This window comes from Rothia mucilaginosa, assembly GCF_001061665.1.
Taxonomy (GTDB): Bacteria; Actinomycetota; Actinomycetes; order Actinomycetales; family Micrococcaceae; genus Rothia; species Rothia mucilaginosa_A.
This window is the reverse complement of record NZ_JVSP01000014.1, coordinates 175,117-194,888: the sequence shown is the minus strand read 5'-3', so window position 1 is coordinate 194,888 and position 19,772 is coordinate 175,117. Positions and strand designations below refer to the sequence as shown.

The 19,772-nt window shown below is 58.2% G+C and carries 13 protein-coding genes; 2 read left to right on the top strand and 11 right to left on the bottom strand.

The features are described 5' to 3' along the window. Positions 1-142: 142 nt before the first annotated feature. From ADJ95_RS07165 to ADJ95_RS07135, 7 genes are all read right to left on the bottom strand, one after another. On the bottom strand, positions 143-1,873 hold the full coding sequence (locus tag ADJ95_RS07165) for an ABC transporter family substrate-binding protein (protein ID WP_049333953.1): 1,731 nt from the start codon (positions 1,871-1,873) through the stop codon (positions 143-145). A 368-nt stretch (positions 1,874-2,241) separates the two neighbouring features. Then, positions 2,242-3,939, bottom strand: a complete 1,698-nt coding sequence (locus ADJ95_RS07160) for an ABC transporter family substrate-binding protein (RefSeq protein ID WP_049333952.1) — start codon at positions 3,937-3,939, stop codon at positions 2,242-2,244. A gap of 413 nt (positions 3,940-4,352) precedes the next feature. Further along, positions 4,353-6,446 carry an ABC transporter ATP-binding protein gene (locus ADJ95_RS07155; protein WP_049333951.1) on the bottom strand — a complete coding sequence of 698 codons (2,094 nt, stop codon included), beginning with the start codon at positions 6,444-6,446 and terminating at the stop codon, positions 4,353-4,355. Continuing rightward, positions 6,446-7,423 carry an ABC transporter permease gene (locus ADJ95_RS07150; protein WP_049333950.1) on the bottom strand — a complete coding sequence of 326 codons (978 nt, stop codon included), beginning with the start codon at positions 7,421-7,423 and terminating at the stop codon, positions 6,446-6,448. Before ADJ95_RS07150 ends, ADJ95_RS07155 begins: the two co-directional genes overlap by 1 nt. Next, positions 7,420-8,415: an ABC transporter permease gene (locus ADJ95_RS07145; protein ID WP_049333949.1), complete on the bottom strand. Its 996-nt coding sequence runs from the start codon at positions 8,413-8,415 to the stop codon at positions 7,420-7,422. The genes ADJ95_RS07150 and ADJ95_RS07145 overlap by 4 nt, the downstream gene beginning before the upstream one ends. A 517-nt stretch (positions 8,416-8,932) precedes the next feature. Continuing rightward, complete coding sequence (locus ADJ95_RS07140; RefSeq protein WP_049333948.1) at positions 8,933-10,660, bottom strand: MDR family MFS transporter; 1,728 nt, start codon at positions 10,658-10,660, stop codon at positions 8,933-8,935. A 128-nt stretch (positions 10,661-10,788) separates the two neighbouring features. Next, positions 10,789-11,466 carry a TetR/AcrR family transcriptional regulator gene (locus ADJ95_RS07135; RefSeq protein ID WP_049333947.1) on the bottom strand — a complete coding sequence of 226 codons (678 nt, stop codon included), beginning with the start codon at positions 11,464-11,466 and terminating at the stop codon, positions 10,789-10,791. Between the two features lie 170 nt (positions 11,467-11,636). Here ADJ95_RS07135 and cls point away from each other — a divergent pair, with 170 nt between their 5' ends. Next, a complete protein-coding gene (gene cls, locus ADJ95_RS07130) occupies positions 11,637-13,115 on the top strand; it encodes a cardiolipin synthase (protein WP_049333946.1) in 1,479 nt (492 codons plus the stop codon). 99 nt (positions 13,116-13,214) lie between these two features. Here the strand turns inward: cls and ADJ95_RS07125 are convergent, their stop codons facing one another. Next, positions 13,215-14,312, bottom strand: coding sequence for a YdcF family protein (locus ADJ95_RS07125; protein ID WP_239662817.1), 1,098 nt, complete (start codon positions 14,310-14,312; stop codon positions 13,215-13,217). 205 nt (positions 14,313-14,517) lie between these two features. Then, positions 14,518-15,723 (bottom strand): RNase H family protein, encoded by a 1,206-nt coding sequence (locus tag ADJ95_RS07120; RefSeq protein WP_239662816.1) that lies wholly within the window; start codon positions 15,721-15,723, stop codon positions 14,518-14,520. Between the two features lie 245 nt (positions 15,724-15,968). On the opposite strand from ADJ95_RS07120, the gene ADJ95_RS07115 reads away from it, so the two are divergent. After that, positions 15,969-16,247, top strand: coding sequence for a putative quinol monooxygenase (locus tag ADJ95_RS07115; protein WP_049333945.1), 279 nt, complete (start codon positions 15,969-15,971; stop codon positions 16,245-16,247). An 87-nt stretch (positions 16,248-16,334) separates the two neighbouring features. Here the strand turns inward: ADJ95_RS07115 and ADJ95_RS07110 are convergent, their stop codons facing one another. Both ADJ95_RS07110 and ilvD read right to left on the bottom strand, forming a co-directional pair. Continuing rightward, a complete protein-coding gene (locus ADJ95_RS07110) occupies positions 16,335-17,369 on the bottom strand; it encodes a hypothetical protein (protein ID WP_049333944.1) in 1,035 nt (344 codons plus the stop codon). Positions 17,370-17,608: 239 nt separating this feature from the next. After that, complete coding sequence (ilvD, locus tag ADJ95_RS07105) at positions 17,609-19,453, bottom strand: dihydroxy-acid dehydratase (RefSeq protein ID WP_049333943.1); 1,845 nt, start codon at positions 19,451-19,453, stop codon at positions 17,609-17,611. Between the last annotated feature and the right edge of the window lie 319 nt (positions 19,454-19,772).

The window sequence follows — 19,772 nt, the reverse complement described above, 5'->3', positions numbered from 1 at the left end:
CAACGGGTCTAAATCCACATCGACATAACCCCACCACCCTTCGCGCAACACCCCTCCCCCGCCTCCAGAAATAGCCAGCGGGCACAGCAAAGCGGGCCGAATGTGCACGTACACATTCGACCCGCTCATAGGGCAGGAACCCCTAGGAGTTCATCCAGCCCACAGCGGTCCAGTCCATCGACTTGTACAGGTGCGGACCGTAGTTAGCCAGATTCTTCTTGACCATCACAAAGTCAGGACCGTTCGTGATGGTACCCAGGAAGGCGAACTCAGCCATGTGCTTCTTCTCAATCTCATTGCAGGCAAGGTTACGTTCCTTGTCATCCTCAATGAGGGTCATGGCGTCGATGAGGGCGTCAATTTCCTTACTGCCGATACCTTCGTTGTTCTCGGAGTAGTAGAACTGCTTGGTACTCTCGGTCGCGTCAGCAGAGACCGAGTAGCCACTGAAGGAAATATCGTAGTCCCAGTTACCCAGGATGGTGGCGAACTCACTATCGGCGTGCTGATCGATCCGGATCTCAATGCCGACATCCTTCATCTGCTGAGTGAAGGTCTGAGCCTTACCCTTGGTGGTCGGATCGTCACCGAAGACCACCACAGCACAACCAGCCTTCGTGCCGTCCTTCTCGTAGTAGTCGCCGTTCTTGGTGTAGCCGGCGGCCTCCAGAATCTTCTGCGCCTCCGAAACGCTGTCATTCGGGGTCGGGTAAGAATCCTGGTAGTAGGGCGAGAAAGGCATGTGAATCATCGAACCGGGAATAGCTTCCTCGTAGGGCAGACCCTGGAACTGAATCTTTGCGAGTGCTTCACGGTTGGTGCCGGCAAAGATTGCCTTACGCAGGGCAGCATCCTTGACGCGGCGGGGATTGATATCCAGGCCACCGGCGTAGAGGCGGGTGCCCTTACGCAGTTCGGTACCCGCAATGTTCTTCACCTCGGCATAGGTGGAGGAGGTGCTTGCGCCGATAGCGTCAATTTCGTCGTTCTTGAACGCGGCACGTGCAGCGCTGGACTCCATCTGGGTAAAGACGATCTTGTCCAGCAGGGGCTTGGTGCCCCACCACTTGTCGTTGGGTACCACGCTGAAGGTCTTTGCGGTGGAGTCCCAGCCCTTATCCGCCAGGGTGAAGGGGCCAGCCCAGTACTCGGGGTGGGGCGCATCCACGAAGCCGTTGTTGAAGAGCTCGACGTCTTCCAGTGCGGGGTGCAGAATCTCAGAGAAGAGGCTCTGCAGCGGGTAGAAGGGCTTGGAGAAGGTGACGGTTGCGCTGTAGTCATCTTCGCCCTTTTCTACGGATTCGACGAATTCGTAGATGCCACTGGTGACAATGTTGTAGCCGTTATCCAGGCTCTTGAAGATGTTCCAGGTGGACTGGAGCGCCTTGTAGGTGATGGGGGTGCCATCGTTGAAGACAGCCTTGGGGTTGAGCTTGACGGCAACCTGAATCTTGTCATCCTTCTTGCTGTGCTCGAAGGAGACAGCGAAGTCGGTGTTCAGCTTGTAGGTACCGTCAAAGTCGAGGTTCCACATGCCGGCCTGGCTGATGGTGCTCATAACATTGACGTTATCGCTGGTGTTACCGCTCTGGGTGTAGAAGTTAAAGTTCGGACCGATGGATCCGGCGGGCAGGCGCAGGGTGCCGCCCTTCTTCAGGCTACTTACGTCCTGGGCGTTGATGTTGTAGAGGTCTTCGATATTGGCACCGGCACCGGCTGCCTTGGTCTTTTCGGAGCTTGCACTGCCGTTGCCGCAGGCACTGAGCAGACCTACAGCTCCCAGAGCCGCGGTACCGCCAATGAGCGCGCGGCGGCTGAAGCTGTTCTTGGTCGCTTCGTGGCTACTCGCGGTGTATGCGGTCTTGGCGGTCATGGGAGTGGTTTCCTTCTGTCTTGTGCGGGCGGGTGTATCCCGTACCCTCGAAGTAATGATTATTTATGCAGAGCACTGCATAACTTTGTATGACTCCACTGTAGCGCACACTCGAGATAAAAGCCAAGCATTTTTACAATATTTCTTAATATTTATCGTGTTTTTTGAATATTCATACTACGAATACCCGGTATTTGCACAAATTTTTCGGTTTACACCGGATAGCTATACCCTAGTTCCCCTGCATCGGCATACAGAAGCACCCCAAGCCCCCTTTCGAAAATACAAAAAAGTGTCCACCCGGATCATCCGGGTGGACACTTTCAATACCTCTAGGCTAATCACCTAGTAGGCGATAGGATGAGGGCTTACTTAGCCCAACCAACCTTCTCCCAGTGAATACCGTTGCCCTGGTACAGGGACACACCATAGTTGCGCAGGCCCTTCTTCACGAACTTATACTCGGGGCCATTGAACAGCGGAACCATCACAGCAACCTCGGCCATGTGCTTCTTCTCAATCTCGTCGCAAGCCAGGTTACGTGCCTTGTCATCAGAGATGAGCATCATCTTCTCGATCAGCTCGTTGATCTCGTCGGTACCGGCATCCTCGGGCTTCTCACGCAGGTAGAACTGCTGGGTAGCCTGGGTGGCGTCCGGGTCGCTCAGAGCGTAGCCCGATGCGGTAGCGTCGTAATCCTTAGCCTGCATTGCCTTGCCGAATTCGCTAGCAGCGCGAGCATCGAGCTCAACGTTAATACCGGCATCCTTCAGCTGCTGCACGATGGTCTGACCCACAGCCTTAGAGGTGGGGTCATCACCGAAGACGGAGTACTTGAAGGCAGCCTGCTTGCCGTCCTTCTCGTAGAACTCGCCGTTCTTGGTGTAGCCAGCCTCTTCCAGAATCTTGGAAGCAGCAGCTGCATCGTTGTTCGGGGTCGGGTAAACGTCCTGGTAGTACTCGGAGAAGGGCATGTGGATCATCGAACCAGGCTGCTTCTCTTCGTAGTCCAGGCCCTTGAAACGTACCTTGGAAATAGCTTCGCGCTTCAGGCCTGCCATAACCGCGCGGCGCAGAGCAACGTCCTGCATGCGGGCGGGGTTCATGATCATACCGCCGGAGAAGAGGCGAACACCGCGACGCATCTCGGTGTTAGCAACTTCCTTCAGCTCCTTGTAGCTTGCGGCAGCCGTAGCGGGGGCAGCGTCAATCTCATCGTTCTTGAACGCCGCACGCTCAGCAGCGGAATCCATCTGACGGAAGACGATGCGCTCCAGAATGGGCTTCTCGCCCCACCACTTGTCGTTGCGGGTCAGGGTCAGGGTCTTCTCGGAGGAGTTCCAGCCGCCCTCTGCAATGGTGAAGGGGCCTGCTGCGTACTCGGGGTGCGGGTTATCCACGAAGCCCTCGTTGAAGACGTTCTTGTCCAGCAGAGCCGGGTGCAGAATCTCACCGAAGAGGATGTTCACCGGGTAGTACGGCTTAGCGAAGGTGACCTTCACCTTGAAGTCATCACCGTCGCGCTCCACGGAGCCAACGCTAGAGTAAATGCCGCTGGTCTCGATCTTGTAGTCGCCGTCAGTGCTCTTGAGGATGTTCCAGGTAGCCTGCAGAGCCTTGTAGTCGATGGGGGTACCGTCGTTGAACTTAGCCACGGGGTTCAGTTCGATGGAGACCACGGGTACGCCGTTCTCCTCGGAAACGTCGAAGCTCTTGGCAAACTCGGGAGACAGGGTGCGCTTGCCCATGGGGTCTGCCTGCCAGATACTGTTGTAGTATACGGGGCTCAGAGCAGCCTGGGTGTAGGCGGTAACGCCGGTGCCCAGGAGGTTGAAGTCAGGGCCGAGCGAAGTCACGGACAGACGCAGAGTGCCGCCATCCTTCAGCTCAGAAACAGCGGTCTCAGCGATGTCGTACAGTTCCTTGGAATCGGTGCCTGCGGTTGCGCCCTGGGTGGTGGCCTTGGAGTCCTTCGACGAGCCGCACGCAGCCAGTACGCCCACAGCGCTCAGCGCTACAGCGCCACCGAGAACGGTACGACGATTCAGGATGAAATTCTTCTCCATGAGAGTGTCCTCTTATATGTATGACCCTCAATAATCCCGCAGGAAAGCATCAAGGATTCCCTGCTCATGCGCCACCCAAAGGTGCGGTGAGCGATGAATTAGTGCCGGTCTATGAATGTGTTCCTTCGGGTGCGCCCCTAGCGACGCGCCCCTAGGGTTAATTATTACCCACCCTCCATTCAGATGCCCTCCCATAAATATTCATATCTTGAATATTGAGAAAGGTTACGCCTTGTCAAGGAGAAATTAACTTATACATCAGTGCATCCTCAGTGCCGAGAACCACACAAGAAAGCACAGCCCGGGCCGCTACCACGACCCAAAACATCGTGGAGAACAGAAAACCCGAGGGGCGAGCATCCAATGGATACTCGCCCCTCGGCACACATGCGACTTTTCAGCCGACTCTAGAGCTACACCATGGCCGCTTCGGCTTCAGGGTAGTAGCAAGCATAACCGTGATCCTCACCCTCAACGTGAGTAATCTCGGGCATCTCCTCCAGGCAACGCCGCTTCTTATCCTCGGGCAGCAGCTTGAAGATCGGGCAACGGCTCGAGAAGCCGCAACCCTTCGGAGCGTTCACCGGGGTGGGCAGATCGCCTTCCAGCATAATGCGGTGGCGGTTAGCCTCAACCTCGGGATCGGGAACCGGGATGGCCGAGAGCAGAGCACGGGTGTACGGGTGGATCGGGTTGTCGAACACGCGGTCGACGTCACCAATCTCCACGATGCGACCCAGGTACATCACCGCGACGCGATCGGAGGCGTGGCGAATCACCGCAAGGTCGTGAGCCACCATCAGGTAGCTCAGGCCCAGGTTGGCACGCAGCTCCTCGAGCAGGTTAATCACACCCGCCTGAACCGACACATCCAGCGCCGACACCGGCTCATCCAGAACCACCAGCTTGGGGTTCACAGCCAGCGCACGGGCGATACCGATACGCTGACGCTGACCGCCCGAGAACTGGTTCGGGAAGCGGTTCACGTGGTCGGGCTGCAGACCCACGGTACGCATCAGCTCGACGACGCGCTTCTTAATCTCGGACTTCTTCATGCCCTGGTTCTCCAGGGGCTCAGCCAAGACCTCAAAGACGGTGAAGCGCGGGTCCAGGGCACCGGTCGGGTCCTGGAACACCATCTGCTGGTTCTTACGCAGTGCAAGAATCTCACCGGCGGACTTGCCGTCCTTGGTGGAGACGCCGTTAATCAGAATCTCACCGTCGGTGTTCTTGTTGAACTCCATGATTTCCAGCAGGGTGGTGGTCTTACCACAACCGGACTCACCCACGATAGAGAAGCACTCGCCCTCGCGAATATCGAAGGTCACGCCGTTCACGGCCTTCACGGTACCCACGCGGCGCTTGATGAGAGCACCCTTCATGAGCGGGAAGTGCTTCTTGACGTTGCGCACCTCCAGCACGGGAGCGCGCTCCTCGCGCGGAATACCGTCGAAGCTGGATACGGGAGGCTCGGGAACCGGGTACAGTTCATCCGCGGTCTTACCCACCAGATCCTGCGAGATGGTGCAGGAGGAGTAGTGGCCCTCGCCCACACCCTCGAGCGGCTGCAGATCGGGCTCACCGTTGGAGTCCTGGCAGCACTGGCCGCCGCTCTTGGCAATCGGGCAACGCTCACGGAAGGAGCAGCAGGTCACGGGCTTAATCAGGTTCGGCGGGGTACCCTCAATCGGAACCAGCGAAACCTTCTCGGAGCGGTCCACGCGAGGCACCGCACCCAGCAGACCGATGGTGTACGGGTGCGAGGGGTACTTGTACAGGTCCTCGGCCTTGGCAATCTCCACCGGCTTACCGGCGTACATCACCAGGATGTCGTCAGCCATGCCCGCCACGACGCCCAGGTCGTGGGTAATCATGATGGTGGCCGCGCCGGTCTCCTCCTGGGCCTTCTGCATGACCTCCAGCACCTGCGCCTGGATGGTCACATCCAGTGCGGTGGTGGGCTCGTCAGCAATCAGCACGCGGGGGTCGTTCGCAATCGCCATAGCGATCATGATGCGCTGGCGCATACCGCCCGAGAACTCGTGCGGGAAGGAACGCAGACGATCGGCCGGCGAGGGAATACCCACCATGCGCATCAGCTCGATGGAGCGGTCCTTGATGGCCTGCTTGCTCATGCCCTTGTTGTGAACCTTGAGCACCTCGGCAATCTGGTCACCAATGGTGTACACGGGGGTCAGCGAGGACAGCGGATCCTGGAAAATCATGGAGATGTGCTTGCCGCGGTAGGCACACATTTCCTTGTCGCTCAGGCCCAGTAGCTCGGTGCCGTTGTACTTAATCGAACCGGTGATGTCCGCGGTGGTCGGGTGCAGACCCATGATGGCCATCGAAGCCACCGATTTACCGGAACCGGACTCACCCACGATACCCAGGGTCTTGCCCGGGTACAGGTCGAAGTTCACACCGCGCACGGCGTGCACGACGCCGTTTTCAGTGTTGAATCGGACGTTGAGGTCCTTAACGCTCAGAACGGGAGAGGTGCTCATTAGTTCTTCGCCTCCTTCTTCTCGTTCTTCTTAGACTTCTTGATCTTACCGACCGACATGGAGGTCGGGTCAAAGGCGTCACGCAGACCGTCGTTCATGAGGGCCAGCGGACCAACCAGCAGGAAGAAGAACAGAACCGGGAACCAGAACATGTGCGGCAGGGTGTTAATCTGCTGCGAAGCATCCGAAATCAGCGAACCCAGCGAGTAGTTCGGGTACTTAATACCGATGCCGATGAAGGAGTAAGCGACCTCGGAGAGCACAGCGTTCATAATGCCGCTGGTGAAGTTCAGAACCAGCAGGGAGCCGATGTTCGGCACCAGGTGGCGCATCACAATCTTGAAGGGGTGCACACCCATGTAGCGTGCAGCCTTCACGAAGTCGCGGCTGATGAGGGACTGTGCCATTGCACGAATCACACGGGCGCTACCCATCCAGCCGAAGGCAATCAGCACGGCGGAGAGCAGAATCCAGGTCGGCACGCTCTTCTGAATCTGCTTACCAACCTGACCGTTGATCAGGATAGCCAGAATCAGCAGAGAGGGAACCATGATGAGGGTTTCCAGGATGAAGAGCATGATCTTATCGATCCAGCCACCGAAGTAGGCCATCACACAGCCGTACACTGCGGAAATCAGCACGGTTGCCAGACCAACGATCACACCGATTTCGAGGGAGGTCCACACGGCCTCCACCATCATGGCGAACACGTCGTTACCAGCAATGGTGGTACCGAACCAGTGGTCGGCGCTCGGGCCTTCACCCAGAGCCATGTAGTCAATATCGTTCGGCTTGTACTTAGTCAGGTACTTACCGAACAGGCCGAACAGACCCATACCGATGAAGACCGCGAGGCCGAAGACAGCCGCCTTGTTACGCAGGAAGCGGCGCAGAATAATGACGTTCTTGTTGATGACCTTGAAGTCACCGTTCTCCTGTACCACCGGCACGGAGGAAGTTGCAGTTACCTGGCTCATGAGATCCTCACTCGGGGGTCAACGATGGTGGTCGCGATATCAGCGATAATCGCACCTACAGCGAACAGTGCAGAACCGTACGCGAGGGTCACGGTCGCAGCGTTCACATCCTGCGAGGAGATGGAGTCAATCGACCACTTACCAATACCGGGCCACGCGAACACGCTCTCGGCGAAGAATGCACCCGCGAAGATCAGCGGAATCTGGTAGGCGATGGACTGCGCCACGGGAATGAAGGACACGCGCAGAGCGTGACGGGTAATAGCCTGGTTACGGGTCAGGCCCTTAGCGCGAGCGGTACGCACGAAGTCTGCGTTCACGTTATCGAGCAGGTACTGACGCTGGGCAATCTGGTAGCCGGCCCAACCGAAGATGGTCATACAGAAGGTCGGCACGATGTAGTGTGCGGCCATATCGATGGTAATCTCCCAGAAGCCCGTCAGGCCCGGGGTCGAAATACCGGTCACGTAGAAAATCTTCTCGCCACCATGAGCAACAGCAATGTTGTTGATAGTGGTCGCGCCCTGCTGCACCACGAAGTACGCAACGGGAGCGGGGATGATGTAGACCAGGTAGGAGTAACCGGTGATAACACGGTCAGAGAACTTGTACTGGCGAGCTGCCGAGTACACACCCAGGGCAATACCAATCACAATCGAGAGAATGGTAGCCACCAGCAGCAGGCGGGTAGAAACCCACACGCGCTGGCCAAACTCCTGGTTGATGTACGCGCCGTTGGGGCTACGACCCCAGTCGAACTTGGTGACCACATTGGTCAGCCACTGAACGTAACGGTCCCAGGGGTTCATCTCGGGATCGAGACCCAGGGATGCGAAGTTGCGGTTCACCTGCTCGGGGCTGGGCTTCGGAACCTTTTCCTGCTCCAGCAGAGCAGGCTTCAGGGCAGTAACCGCGGCGAAGTAACCCATCGTGGTCGTAATAAAGACCATGACGAGATACGTCAGCGATCGCTGGAGGATGTACCTAAACATGGGACGGTTCCCCTCCTTGTGTAGATGTCGGTGTTAAGGCATGTGTGTCATGCTGTCCCAGTGCACTGCTTCGTGATGACTGTCACTAGGAGCATAGTTACTTTATCTTATATAGCCTGCAACACTTCCACCAAACCCACATTGGACACTTTCACCCCTTAGAACACCCTGTACAGAGGCTGGAAGGAGACTGTGCAAAAAAATACCCCGGAATTACCGGGGTAAAGGGGTGAATTAATAATTTTTACGAAAATTTTACATCGGAAACATTCTCCGCGACATAAGGACGTTATGACACTTTCGATAGGGGTATTACCGGGGTAAAACACCACGTAAACCCACTAATTCACTGGCTAAGCCAACAGTTCAGAAAGCAGTAGCAGAAGCTAAGGCGCACCTCTTAAACACGCCCTTTAAGGCAAAACAGCCAAAAGCGGCGCTCCGGCACGAGCACGTTGCTCGCGCCGGGGCGCCGCTTATATAGGAAGGCAACGCCTCCGCATCTAGTGCTAAGACCCTAGCCCTTAGCGTTAGGCTCCGAATCAGGCGAAGCTTCCGAGCTCAGCGACTCATCAATACGAGCACGAGCAGAGCCGTGCATGCTCTTCAGAGCCTGCGCATCCTTAGCAGCCATCTCCGGAGTAATTACCGGAATCGCGCCGGTCGCCGCGCGGGCAATATCAACAGCAGGCTCAGTCTCAAGGGTCGTCGCCAACGCATCCTCACGAATGAAGAACAGAAGCAGCGTAGACACCAGACCCAGCGGCACCAGGTACAGGAACAGCGGAATCAGCGCATCGTTATACGCATTCACAATGATGCCGTGCACCGGCTCCGGCAAAGACGCCACCAGCTCAGGAGTCAGAGACGAAGACGCATGGCTACCCGAAGACTGCAGCGCCTGCTGCGGCATACGCTCAGAAATCAGCGAGGTCAGACGCGAGGTGAACAGACCACCCACTAGCGAGGCACCCACGGTAGCACCCACCTGACGGAAGAAGTTATTCGACGCCGTCGCGGTACCAACCACGCTCACCGGGAACGCATTCTGAACAATCAGAGTCAAGAACTGCATGGACATACCCAGACCGGCACCCATCACCGCGAGGTACACACAGAACAGCCAGGTCGGGGTATCAACATTCACGGTCGACAGCAGGAACAGGCCCAGCGCCACAATCGCGGTACCGCTCGTCACGTAACTCTTATAGCGACCGGTCTTCGACACCACGCGGCCCGTCACAATCGACACCACCAGCATGACGCCCATCATCGGGATCATCAGCAGACCGGCAACCGTAGCGCTCACACCCAGCGCCATCTGCAGGTAAGTCGGGATGTACTCCACCGCACCGAACATCGCCACACCCAGCGCCAGCGAAGCGCCCAGAGTCAGCAGGAAGTTACGGTTCTTGAACAGGTACATGGGCATGACCGGCTCAGCCGCACGGTTCTCCACCGGGATGAACACCAGCGCAGCAACCACCGAGAAGACCAGCAGGCCAATAATCTGCGGCGAAGCCCACTCGTACTGGTTACCGCCCCAAATCGTGGCAAGCACCAGCGCACTCGTACCCGCCATCAGAATCAGCGAGCCAAGGTAGTCGATGCTGTGCTTCTCACGCTCACGGAACGGGCGGTGCGGCAGCAAGAAAATCACCGCAAGAATCGACAGAATAGCCAGCGGCAGGTTCAGCCAGAACGCCCAGCGCCAACCCGGACCCTCAGTAATCCAGCCACCAATCAGCGGACCAGCCACCGACGAGAACGCAAAAACGCCACCGATAATACCCATGTAGCGGCCTCGGTCGCGGGGAGGAATCACATCGGCAATCACGGCCTGAGACAGAATCATCAGACCACCACCGCCCAGACCCTGCAGGGCACGAGCAAAAATCAGCCAGTTCATGTCCTGCGCGAGCGCACCAACCACGGAACCCGCCATGAAGGCGATAATCGCGAAGAGCAGGAAGGGCTTACGGCCAAACTGGTCCGACAGCTTGCCGTAGACCGGCATCGTAATCGTCGAAAGCAGGATGAAAATAGTAATCACCCAGCTCATGTGCTCCACGCCGTGAAGCTCACCAACAATTGTGGGCAGTGACGGCGCCAGAATCGTCTGGTTCAGCGAGGACATGAGCATCACAATGACCAGGCCCAAGAACATGGCACGGATGCGGTTTTTACTTTCCTGCTTAGCCTCGCCTGCTGGCGGCTGAGGTAGGTTCTTTTCCTCTGTACTCATCGATAATCCTTAGTTACGTTCAATATGTGTCTGTTGCGGGTGCCCGCCAGAATCCACGTTCTGGTTCCAGCAGGCGGGTTTCTGTAGCCCGTGTATAGCCGTGTGTAGCCAAGGGCGGTGAACCGCCGCTAGATTGCAGGCCTACCCTGCTCAAAAAGCAGGAACTGGTAGGTTTTCACCGTCTGTCGAATACCGCGGTTAATTTCTTCCTCATCCTCAAGGTGGCGAGCAAACTCCAGCTGACGCAACACCGCCGAGGCCAGCTGCACCTTGGCGCGGGCACGCTCCTGCAGGTGGTCGGTCAGCGGGTCCGACGGGGATCGGCGTGGGAAGGGACCGCGGCGGCCGGCGGTGTCAAAGGCAACCCAGTCAATCGTGTTCAGATACTCGGTGAGCACCTGCTCGCACCGCATGTGGTGCATCTTGAAGCGCTTGGCCGAGTCGGGGAATTCACGACAGTGGGTCTGGAAATCGTTGCTCTTGACCTTGATGTAATAGAAGCTATGGAAAATAATCTGCCACAGCAGGTGGGTGACACGAATAATCGTGTTTTCGTCCTCGTGGAGACGATCGGTTTCAAGGATTTCTTCGCTGACGACCGGCTCGCGCAGGCCCAGGACGGCGTCTTCTTTGGAGGGGAAGTAGTTGAAGAAGGTACGGGGCGAGACCCCGGCCTCACGGGCAATTTCCTCAACGGTGGTTCCGCGCATCCCGTGTTCGCGGACGCGCTTGAGGGCCGCTTCGTGGAGGGCGCGCCAGGTCTGTTCGCGTCGTCGTTCTCGAAGGCTCAGTTCCTTTTTCTGCATGAGTGCAATTATTTCATCTCTGCACGGGATGCTCAAGTGAATATTTGCGCTATTGCAATTAGCCGTTCTGTGCCTTTCGTCTCTCCCCTGCAAACGGCACCCCCGACCTGAATCGTAAGACGCCACCGCACTCCCCCGCAAGAATTCACCGGCCACGGCATAATAGACGGGTGAACCTATTTGCCCCCGCATACCTCGATTTCCTGCCCGATTGGCTACGCCTCGCCCTCGGTATTCTCGATATCCTGATTCGACTTATCGCTCTCTTCTGGCTGCCCTACAATCGCAAGCCCGTGGTCGCCCTCGGTTGGCTCATGGCTATCTTCTTCATCCCCTACGCCGGATTCTTCGTCTTCCTCGTCTTCGGTTCCTCACGCCTGCCCGCGTACCGACGCGCCCGGCAGCACGCCATGAACGATATGATTCGCGAAGCCACCGAAAACAAGCCGGCCCTCACCCGCACCGATGACCTCTCCGACCCCGCTAAGGTAGCCAGCCAGCTCAACTACACACTCGGCTCGCTCCCCCTCGTCGGCGGCAACCAGTTCACCCTCCACACCGACAACCACCAGGCCATGGTTGAAATGTCCAAGGCCGTGGACCGGGCCACCGAATACGTGCACTTCGAGTTCTACATCGCCGCCTACGACGAATCCAGCGCCGTCCTCTGGGATTCCCTCTTCGCGGCCCACCGCCGCGGAGTGCAGGTACGCGTGCTGATCGACCACATCGGCTCGCGTAAGTACCCCTCCTACAAGCACCTCGTGAAGATGCTCAACGAGTCCGGCATGCAGTGGAAGCTCATGCTGCCGATTAAGCCCTGGAAGCTCAAGTGGCAGCGACCCGACCTGCGTAACCACCGCAAGGTACTCGTCGTGGATGGACAGGTCGCCTTCTCCGGCTCGCAGAACGTCATCGATCGTTCCTACGACACCCCCGAAAACATCAAAAAGGGTTTGCAGTGGAAGGACCTTACGTTCTCCTGCACCGGCCCCATCGTCGAAGAGCTCAACGCCGTCTTCGTCTCCGATTGGTACTCCGAGACGAACCAGCTGCTGCTCGCCGAAATTAACACGGATATCCCCTATGCGGGTGATGGGATGCGTGCCCAGGTTGTGCCCTCCGGCCCCGGTTTCGAGACGGAAAACAACCTGCGCCTCATCAACTACATGATCTACAACGCCGAGCGGCGCATCACCATCTGCTCGCCCTACTTCGTGCCCGAGGAAACCCTGCTTCAGGCACTCACCAACGCCGCCTACTCCGGCATCGAAACCACCGTGATCGTGTGCGAAAAGGGCGATCAGTTCCTGCCCAACATGGCGCAGCGTTCCTACTACGAGCAGCTACTCCAGGCGGGTGTGCGCATCCTGCAGTACCCCAGCCCGACCGTGCTGCACTCCAAGTTCATGTTCGTGGACGACGACCTGGCGTTCATCGGCTCCTCGAATATGGACCCGCGCTCCTTCTCGCTCAACATGGAGGTTTCCACCTTTATTACCGACCGCGCCATGGTCACCATGCTTGAGGAGGTCACGGCCGATTACGAAAGCAAGTGCACCGAGCTGCTGTACACCCAGTGGGCTGAGCGTCCGCGCCGCATCAAGGTGATTGAGAACCTCTGCCGATTGTGGTCATCGCTCCTCTAAATAAAACTGCCCACCCGGATAACCCCGGGTGGGCAGTTTTATTGTATGAGGCGCTATCGCAGGATGCACCGGGCTACAAGCTAGAGCCGCCGCTGGAGGCTAGATCGGCTCGCCCGGGCCCACCAAACCTGCGGAGTGCATCCACCACACGAAGAGCACCACTGCAATGTAGAGGACCGTGCACAGGCTCAAAGTAATGATGTGGCGGCGGCGAGTCATGCTCAAATAGCCGATAAACTCGCGAATAAACGCGTTCACCGCAAAATACACCTTCGTACGAGCCCCCGCACCCCAGCATTTCAGGCCCAGCGAACGCGCCAGCAGCAACGCACGGAACAGGTGGTAGTTCGTAGTTGCGAGCGCCACTTTCGGGGTTTTGCCCTCGGCAACCTCCGGCATCAGAGCGTAAGAGAAGAGCAGATTCTCGCGGGTATTCACCGCGCGGTCCTCCACAATAATGTCCGTCTCGGGAATACCACGGGATACAGCGTAGCGAGTCATCGCCACACCCTCGGGTACATCCTCATCCGGGCCCTGACCGCCAGACATAATCAGCTTCGAGCCGGGGTTCTTACGGTAAATTTCAATGCCGCGATTGATACGACCCGCCAGCAGCGGAGTCACCTGATCCCCCATGAGACCCGAGCCGAGCACCACCACATAGTCAGCCTGCTGACGGAAATTCACCAGGTTCAACACTGCCGACACAGTAAAGCCCACCGCGTAGATGGTGAAATAGGTCAGCACCAGCGAAAAATAGAAATAAATTGTTCCCCACACGCCGCCCAACGGAGTGTTCTCCGCCGGACCGGGAGCAAAGAACGGGCCCACAATAAGGGCAATACCGGCAGCCAATGCCAAAGAATTAGTGAGCGAAAAACCCTCACGAACAATAAGACGCACACCGCTATAAAGGAAAAGACCGGTCAAACCCAAAGGCGTAAAAATCGAAAGGATCGCCGGAACGATAACAATGAGGAACGCCAACACCAGCAAAATCTGGTTCTCTGCCACAATCGCCGTTACGCCCAGGCTCGTACCCAGCAACCCCACGGTCGCAATCAGCAACCAGCCGACAAACACGCTACGGCGTTCCCGCAGGTAGAGGCAGATAAAGAGCACCAGCGAAAACACCGTCAGCGCATACAGCACCACCAGCGGAATAGATAGAGAAGAGTCGGGAATCTGAAAAGGCATAAAGGGTCCCAAAAATAAGTGAAGTGCGTGCCCGCTAAAAATCGGGAGATTCAGAAATTCTTCCCCCAATTCTATGCCTGCCTGCACCCACCCCATTCGGAAGCGCTGGGCAGAAAAAGGGTAAAAGAAACACGCGAGGCCTCCACTCGACGCATAGATTCTATGCGGTGGACGCATCGCGCGTTCATTTCTACCCAATTCTATTCTAACGCCACAAACGGTTTCCCGCGTGAATTGAAGAGGGTTTAATCTGCACCCAGTCGGGAGCCATCAGGCGAACCGCCTTCGCGCACCCCGCCAGAGCGGTAATAATCGACTCACAGCGCTGGTTAAATTCGCTTTGATGCCGTTTATCAACAATTTGTCCGGGAAAGTGCCGATGCATTTTCGACACGGAGTCGCTGCTCTCCTGCAGGCCGTGACCGGTATGGCCCGGAACGTGCTTAACCAGCACGCGCTTCTCGCGGATTGCCTCGGTGAGGGAGCGCATCTGGGCGACCACGCGTTCATCCTGCACACCCTCGGAGGCCCAGGTCTCGAAGGTCCAGCGGCTGTGCGCCAGGCGCAACACGAAGGTGATGGCGCCCAAGGAATCGGTATTGATAATCAGGCGGCGCGAACCGCTGTGAAACACGGTATATGCGGCCAGCACGGCCGACAGCTCTCCGGTCATGATATTCACGCCGTCATAGTGAGAGTGAAAGTAAAAGCCGTCCTCGCTCACTCCGGCGATGCCCATGCGGCCACCGCGCTGGTACTTCTTGTTGTGCGTGGAACGAAACGAGCAGTCCGTAAAGACGCTGTAATCCTCCAGCTGTTCAAGCGGGCGGGGGGCAAGAGCGTCGTGCACCATAGCATCCACGGTCTCGCGCGTACGGGTGACCTCGGCCTGCATCCGCTCGTAGGCGGGGGTGCCGGCCAGCTTCACGTGCACCTCACCCAGGGAGTGATTATCGTAGGGGTCCAACACCTTCTCGAAAGCGCGGTACTCCATAATCGTCTTCAGGTGGTCGCAATCCCGGAACAGGTGCTTCAGATGCTTACGATCGGCCGCAATCGTCACCAGGTTGCAACGGTACTGCTCCGGGATGTAATCCCAGGCGGCCAACACGGCTCGGCCCAGCAGACGGGGATGCACCTCATCGCAGGACTCCATAAGCGAATGAGTGTGCTGAAAGAGCAGGGGCTCCTCATTAATTACGGCGCGGGTGCCGTCCTGCTTCGAAATAAAAACCACCGTCGACAGCGCCGAGTAGCAAAAACCCTGCGCCTGGCGGTGTTCCTGAGCTACCGCAATGACGGCAACTCCCTGATCGGTGTATCCGGCCGGGTAGGAAGCACTATAGTCGGGCGCTTCCCAGGTCAGGGCGCATCGTTTGATATGAGCCGGTGAAAATACCAACGCGGTCACCTCCCGTGACTACCATTCCGCTTCTCCTTTCATGTGTGCGGATTGACTTACCTTTCTTTTATAGGTCGAAGCTGGAGGAGTCGCAAACATTTGTGAGATTTTTTCCAGTCAGCGAAGGGCCGACCGCCGCCCCCTCCCGCCGGGGTGGACATCCGCCGTGCCTGAACCACGCCGCCGCCCCAAAGGTGTACCGTAAGAGAGTCATCAACGATGCGGCACCAGCCGCCCCACCCAAAGGAGAAACCATGATTGGTGTCTACGCAGGACTGTCCGTCAAGCCCGAGCACGTCGAGGAGTTCCTCAAGACCATTGAGCCGCTCGTGACCGCCAGCCGCAAGGACGAGGGCAACGTCAGCTACGACTTCGGCGCCGTCTCCGAAACCGAGTTCGCCTTCATCGAGCGTTGGGAGTCCCAGGAACTGCTCGAAAAGCACATGGCCACCGAGCATTTCACCCAGGCCGTCGCCGCATGGGAGCCGCTGCTCGCCTCCGAGCTGGACGTGCGTATCGTCAACTTCCGCTAAGCAGCATCTAAACATACGGTGCCCGGCACCCCTTCCGCTGAGGGGTGCCGGGCACCGTGTGTTAAGTCCCGAAGGCGAGCGCACCCGCTAGTGACGCTCCAGGCCGACCTCAACCGAGTCGAGGGTGAAACCGTTGCCCTCGCTCACGCAGTGCACCTTACCGGTATTCACCGACTTGCAGGTGTACCCGTACGCGGTCACCACCTGACCGGTAGACAGGGCAACAATACCCTCAGTATTCACCGGCTCCGGGGTGGCGGTCTGACCGACCAGGCTCACCTCGGGCGCCTGACCCTGCACCATGTGCACGCGCTGCTGCGCCTTACCGGATGCGGCATCCCAGCCCTGCAGGGTCACGCCCACCAGCGCCTGGCAGTCCACACCCGACGGGGTCACCGAACACGCGACCTTAGAGTCCGGGCTGGTGAAACGCAGCGCCTCAACAGTCTTCGCAGAATCACCCTGACCGAAAGTGCCGCCACCGTACGCCTCGGCGAAGGTCAGCGTACCCGACAGCATGCGGGTCTGTGCCGGAATCAGCGCCAGGCGCGGCTTCTCAACGCTACCACCCTGCGTGAAGCAGGCACCCGTAATGTAGTCGCGGCCCTGCACCTTCGTAGCGCACTGGTACCACTCAACACTCGCCGCGCCGTCCTGGTTCTTGCGGCTGTTGAAGAGGCGCACCGCCTCCTGAGCCTTCGCGCAATCCGAACCGTCATACACGTAAATACCGGCGGAACCACCCAGCAGACTCGTCACGCCACAGCGAGTACCAGGATCGATAGTGCTCACGGAGCCGCTCGCCGTGGCGTATGCCGCCTCGTACTCGGCGTCGGTGCTCGGCTCATTCGTGGGGGTCGCCACCGAATCGTAGGTTGCAGGGGAATCCAAGCCGGCAGCAATCTGCACGGTATTCGGTTTCCAGGAGCCATCCGCCGCGGTGAACAGGGTCTTAGCGTCCACGGGCGCGGAAGAAGTCGCCACCTTCATCGGGGCGGTTTCAGAATCATCAGCCTGCGGCTGGGCAGAGCAAGAACTCAAAGCGAGCGCACCGATGCAGGCAAGAGCCGCCAGGGCACGGCAAGTAAAGGCACGCTGTGCGCGTGCGGGCAGGGTAACCATGAATACGTCCTCGTGAGGGTTGCGAATTGCGTTGTGTTGAGTGGTTGTGCTGAGTCGGTGAATCGGGTACCTAAATACCCTTCTACACCCTACTGCAATAGCCTTGACAAGGCAATACGCCGCACCGGACTCTCAAAAACGTTAAAAAGGTCGGCACCCCGCCCCGCAGAAAAACTGCAGAACAGAGCACCGACCCTTAGGGGCAAGAATATTAAATTCTCACACGATACGTGAGGGGTTTATGCGTCCTCGGGCAGGATGCGCACGCCGCCCTTATCGGCGGACGCGGCCAGCATGCCGTACACTTTCAGGGCGTTCGACACGTGACGCTCACGCGGCTTGGTCGGACGCCACGGTGCGGCGCCCTTCGCCTCGCGGCGAGCAGCCAGCTCCTCATCCGAAACGTTCACACGCAGGATGCGGTTGTTCACGTCAATCTCAATCTCGTCGCCGGTCTGCACCAGGCCGATTGCGCCGCCAGCAGCCGCCTCCGGGGAGACGTGACCAATCGAAATACCAGAGGTACCGCCGGAGAAACGACCGTCAGTAATCAGTGCACACTTCTTACCCAGGCCCAGACCCTTCAGGTAGGAGGTCGGGTACAGCATCTCCTGCATACCCGGGCCGCCCTTCGGGCCCTCGTACTGGATGACGACAACGTCGCCTTCCTTCACGTTCTTCGACAGGATCTCGTACACAGCCTCGTCCTGCGACTCAACCACGAAAGCGCGACCCTTGAAATGGAACAGCTCCTCATCAATACCAGCGGACTTGATGATTGCGCCGTCCTGGGCGATGTTGCCGTACAGGACCGCCAGGCCGCCGTCCTTGGTGTACGCGTGCTCCACGGCGCGGATGCAGCCGTTCTCAGCGTCAGTCTCGTGGGACTCGTACTTGTTCGCGGTGGAGAACGCGTGGGTGGTGCGCACGCCGCCGGGAGCTGCGAGGAACAGATCCTTCGCCTTCTCGCTCGCCTTGCCGCCGCGGATATCCCACTCGTCCAGCCATTCGTCCAGCGAATCAGCGTGAACAGAATGAACGTTCTTGTGCAGCAGGCCGGCACGGTTCAGCTCACCCAGCAGTGCGGGAATACCACCGGCACGGTGCACGTGCTCAATGTGGTACTTGGTGGAGTTCGGGGCAACCTTCGCCAGGCAGGGAACCTGACGCGAAATACGGTCAATATCCTTCAGGGTGAAGTCAGCGCCCGCCTCGTGCGCAATCGCCAGGGTGTGCAGCACGGTGTTGGTCGAACCGCCCATCGCCACATCCAGCGCCATAGCGTTCTCGAACGCCTCCTTGGTCGCAATGGAGCGGGGCAGAACCGACTCGTCATCCTGCTCGTAGTAGCGCTTAGCCAGCTCAACGATGCGGCGGCCAGCATCCAGGAACAGCTCCTTACGAGCCACCTGGGTAGCCAGAGTGGTGCCGTTACCGGGCAGCGCCAGGCCAATCGCCTCGTTCAGGCAGTTCATGGAGTTCGCGGTGAACATACCCGCGCAGGAACCACAGGTCGGGCAGGCATTCTTCTCAACCTGAGCGAGCGCCTCATCACTGACGCTATCGTTAACAGCCATCACCATGGCGTCAATCAGGTCGAGGCGGTGCTCAACAACGCCCTCAATACCCTCGCCGGACTCCATCGGGCCGCCAGAGACAAAGATAGTGGGGATGTTCAGGCGCATTGCCGCCAGAAGCATACCGGGGGTGATCTTGTCACAGTTAGAGATGCAGACCAACGCGTCGGCACGGTGCGCGTTAACCATGTACTCGACCGAGTCAGCAATCAGGTCGCGGGAAGGCAGCGAGTAGAGCATCCCGTCGTGGCCCATCGCGATACCGTCATCAACGGCGATGGTGTTGAATTCCTTGGCGACGCCGCCAGCCTCACGGATAGCGCCGGCGACCAGTTCACCCATGTTCTTCAGGTGCACGTGACCGGGCACGAACTGGGTGAAAGAGTTCGCGATAGCAATAATGGGCTTACCGAAATCGTCATCGCCCATGCCGGTGGCACGCCACAGGGCGCGGGCACCAGCCATGTTACGGCCGTGAGTTGAAGTACGTGAACGCAGTTCTGGCATTGTTTTACCTTCCGTAGTGATGCAAGTACTGATTTTACGCGCGGCGTCCAACGCTCTTCAGCTCAGGGTCACTTTGGTTTCATGCATCGAAACGCGCACGAGCCTGCAACCGCCTATCGGTGGGAGGGCTGAGGCCACGGAGTTGTGCCGGATCTGCGGCAGAATTGCCCCCTTTGGGGTAGATGGGGGGACATCACCCCATTATGCCCCCTAATCTGGAATGAGCCCAGGTTGCGGGCGGCGATATTCAAGCGGCGAACGCACCAGGAGGCGGCAGGCGTCTGTGTCTGCCGCGGACGAACCTCGCTACGCATACGTA

Bases quoted from the DNA above. Each gene is read 5' to 3' on its own strand.
- ADJ95_RS07145 (WP_049333949.1), bottom strand. From the start codon at position 8,415: ATGTTTAGGTACATCCTCCAGCGATCGCTGACGTATCTCGTCATGGTC.
- ADJ95_RS07125 (WP_239662817.1), bottom strand. From the start codon at position 14,312: ATGCCTTTTCAGATTCCCGACTCTTCTCTATCTATTCCGCTGGTGGTG.
- ilvD (WP_049333943.1), bottom strand. From the start codon at position 19,453: ATGCCAGAACTGCGTTCACGTACTTCAACTCACGGCCGTAACATGGCT.
- ADJ95_RS07140 (WP_049333948.1), bottom strand. From the start codon at position 10,660: ATGAGTACAGAGGAAAAGAACCTACCTCAGCCGCCAGCAGGCGAGGCT.
- ADJ95_RS07115 (WP_049333945.1), top strand. From the start codon at position 15,969: ATGATTGGTGTCTACGCAGGACTGTCCGTCAAGCCCGAGCACGTCGAG.
- ADJ95_RS07150 (WP_049333950.1), bottom strand. From the start codon at position 7,423: ATGAGCCAGGTAACTGCAACTTCCTCCGTGCCGGTGGTACAGGAGAAC.
- ADJ95_RS07155 (WP_049333951.1), bottom strand. From the start codon at position 6,446: ATGAGCACCTCTCCCGTTCTGAGCGTTAAGGACCTCAACGTCCGATTC.
- ADJ95_RS07160 (WP_049333952.1), bottom strand. From the start codon at position 3,939: ATGGAGAAGAATTTCATCCTGAATCGTCGTACCGTTCTCGGTGGCGCT.
- ADJ95_RS07135 (WP_049333947.1), bottom strand. From the start codon at position 11,466: ATGCAGAAAAAGGAACTGAGCCTTCGAGAACGACGACGCGAACAGACC.
- ADJ95_RS07165 (WP_049333953.1), bottom strand. From the start codon at position 1,873: ATGACCGCCAAGACCGCATACACCGCGAGTAGCCACGAAGCGACCAAG.
- ADJ95_RS07110 (WP_049333944.1), bottom strand. From the start codon at position 17,369: ATGGTTACCCTGCCCGCACGCGCACAGCGTGCCTTTACTTGCCGTGCC.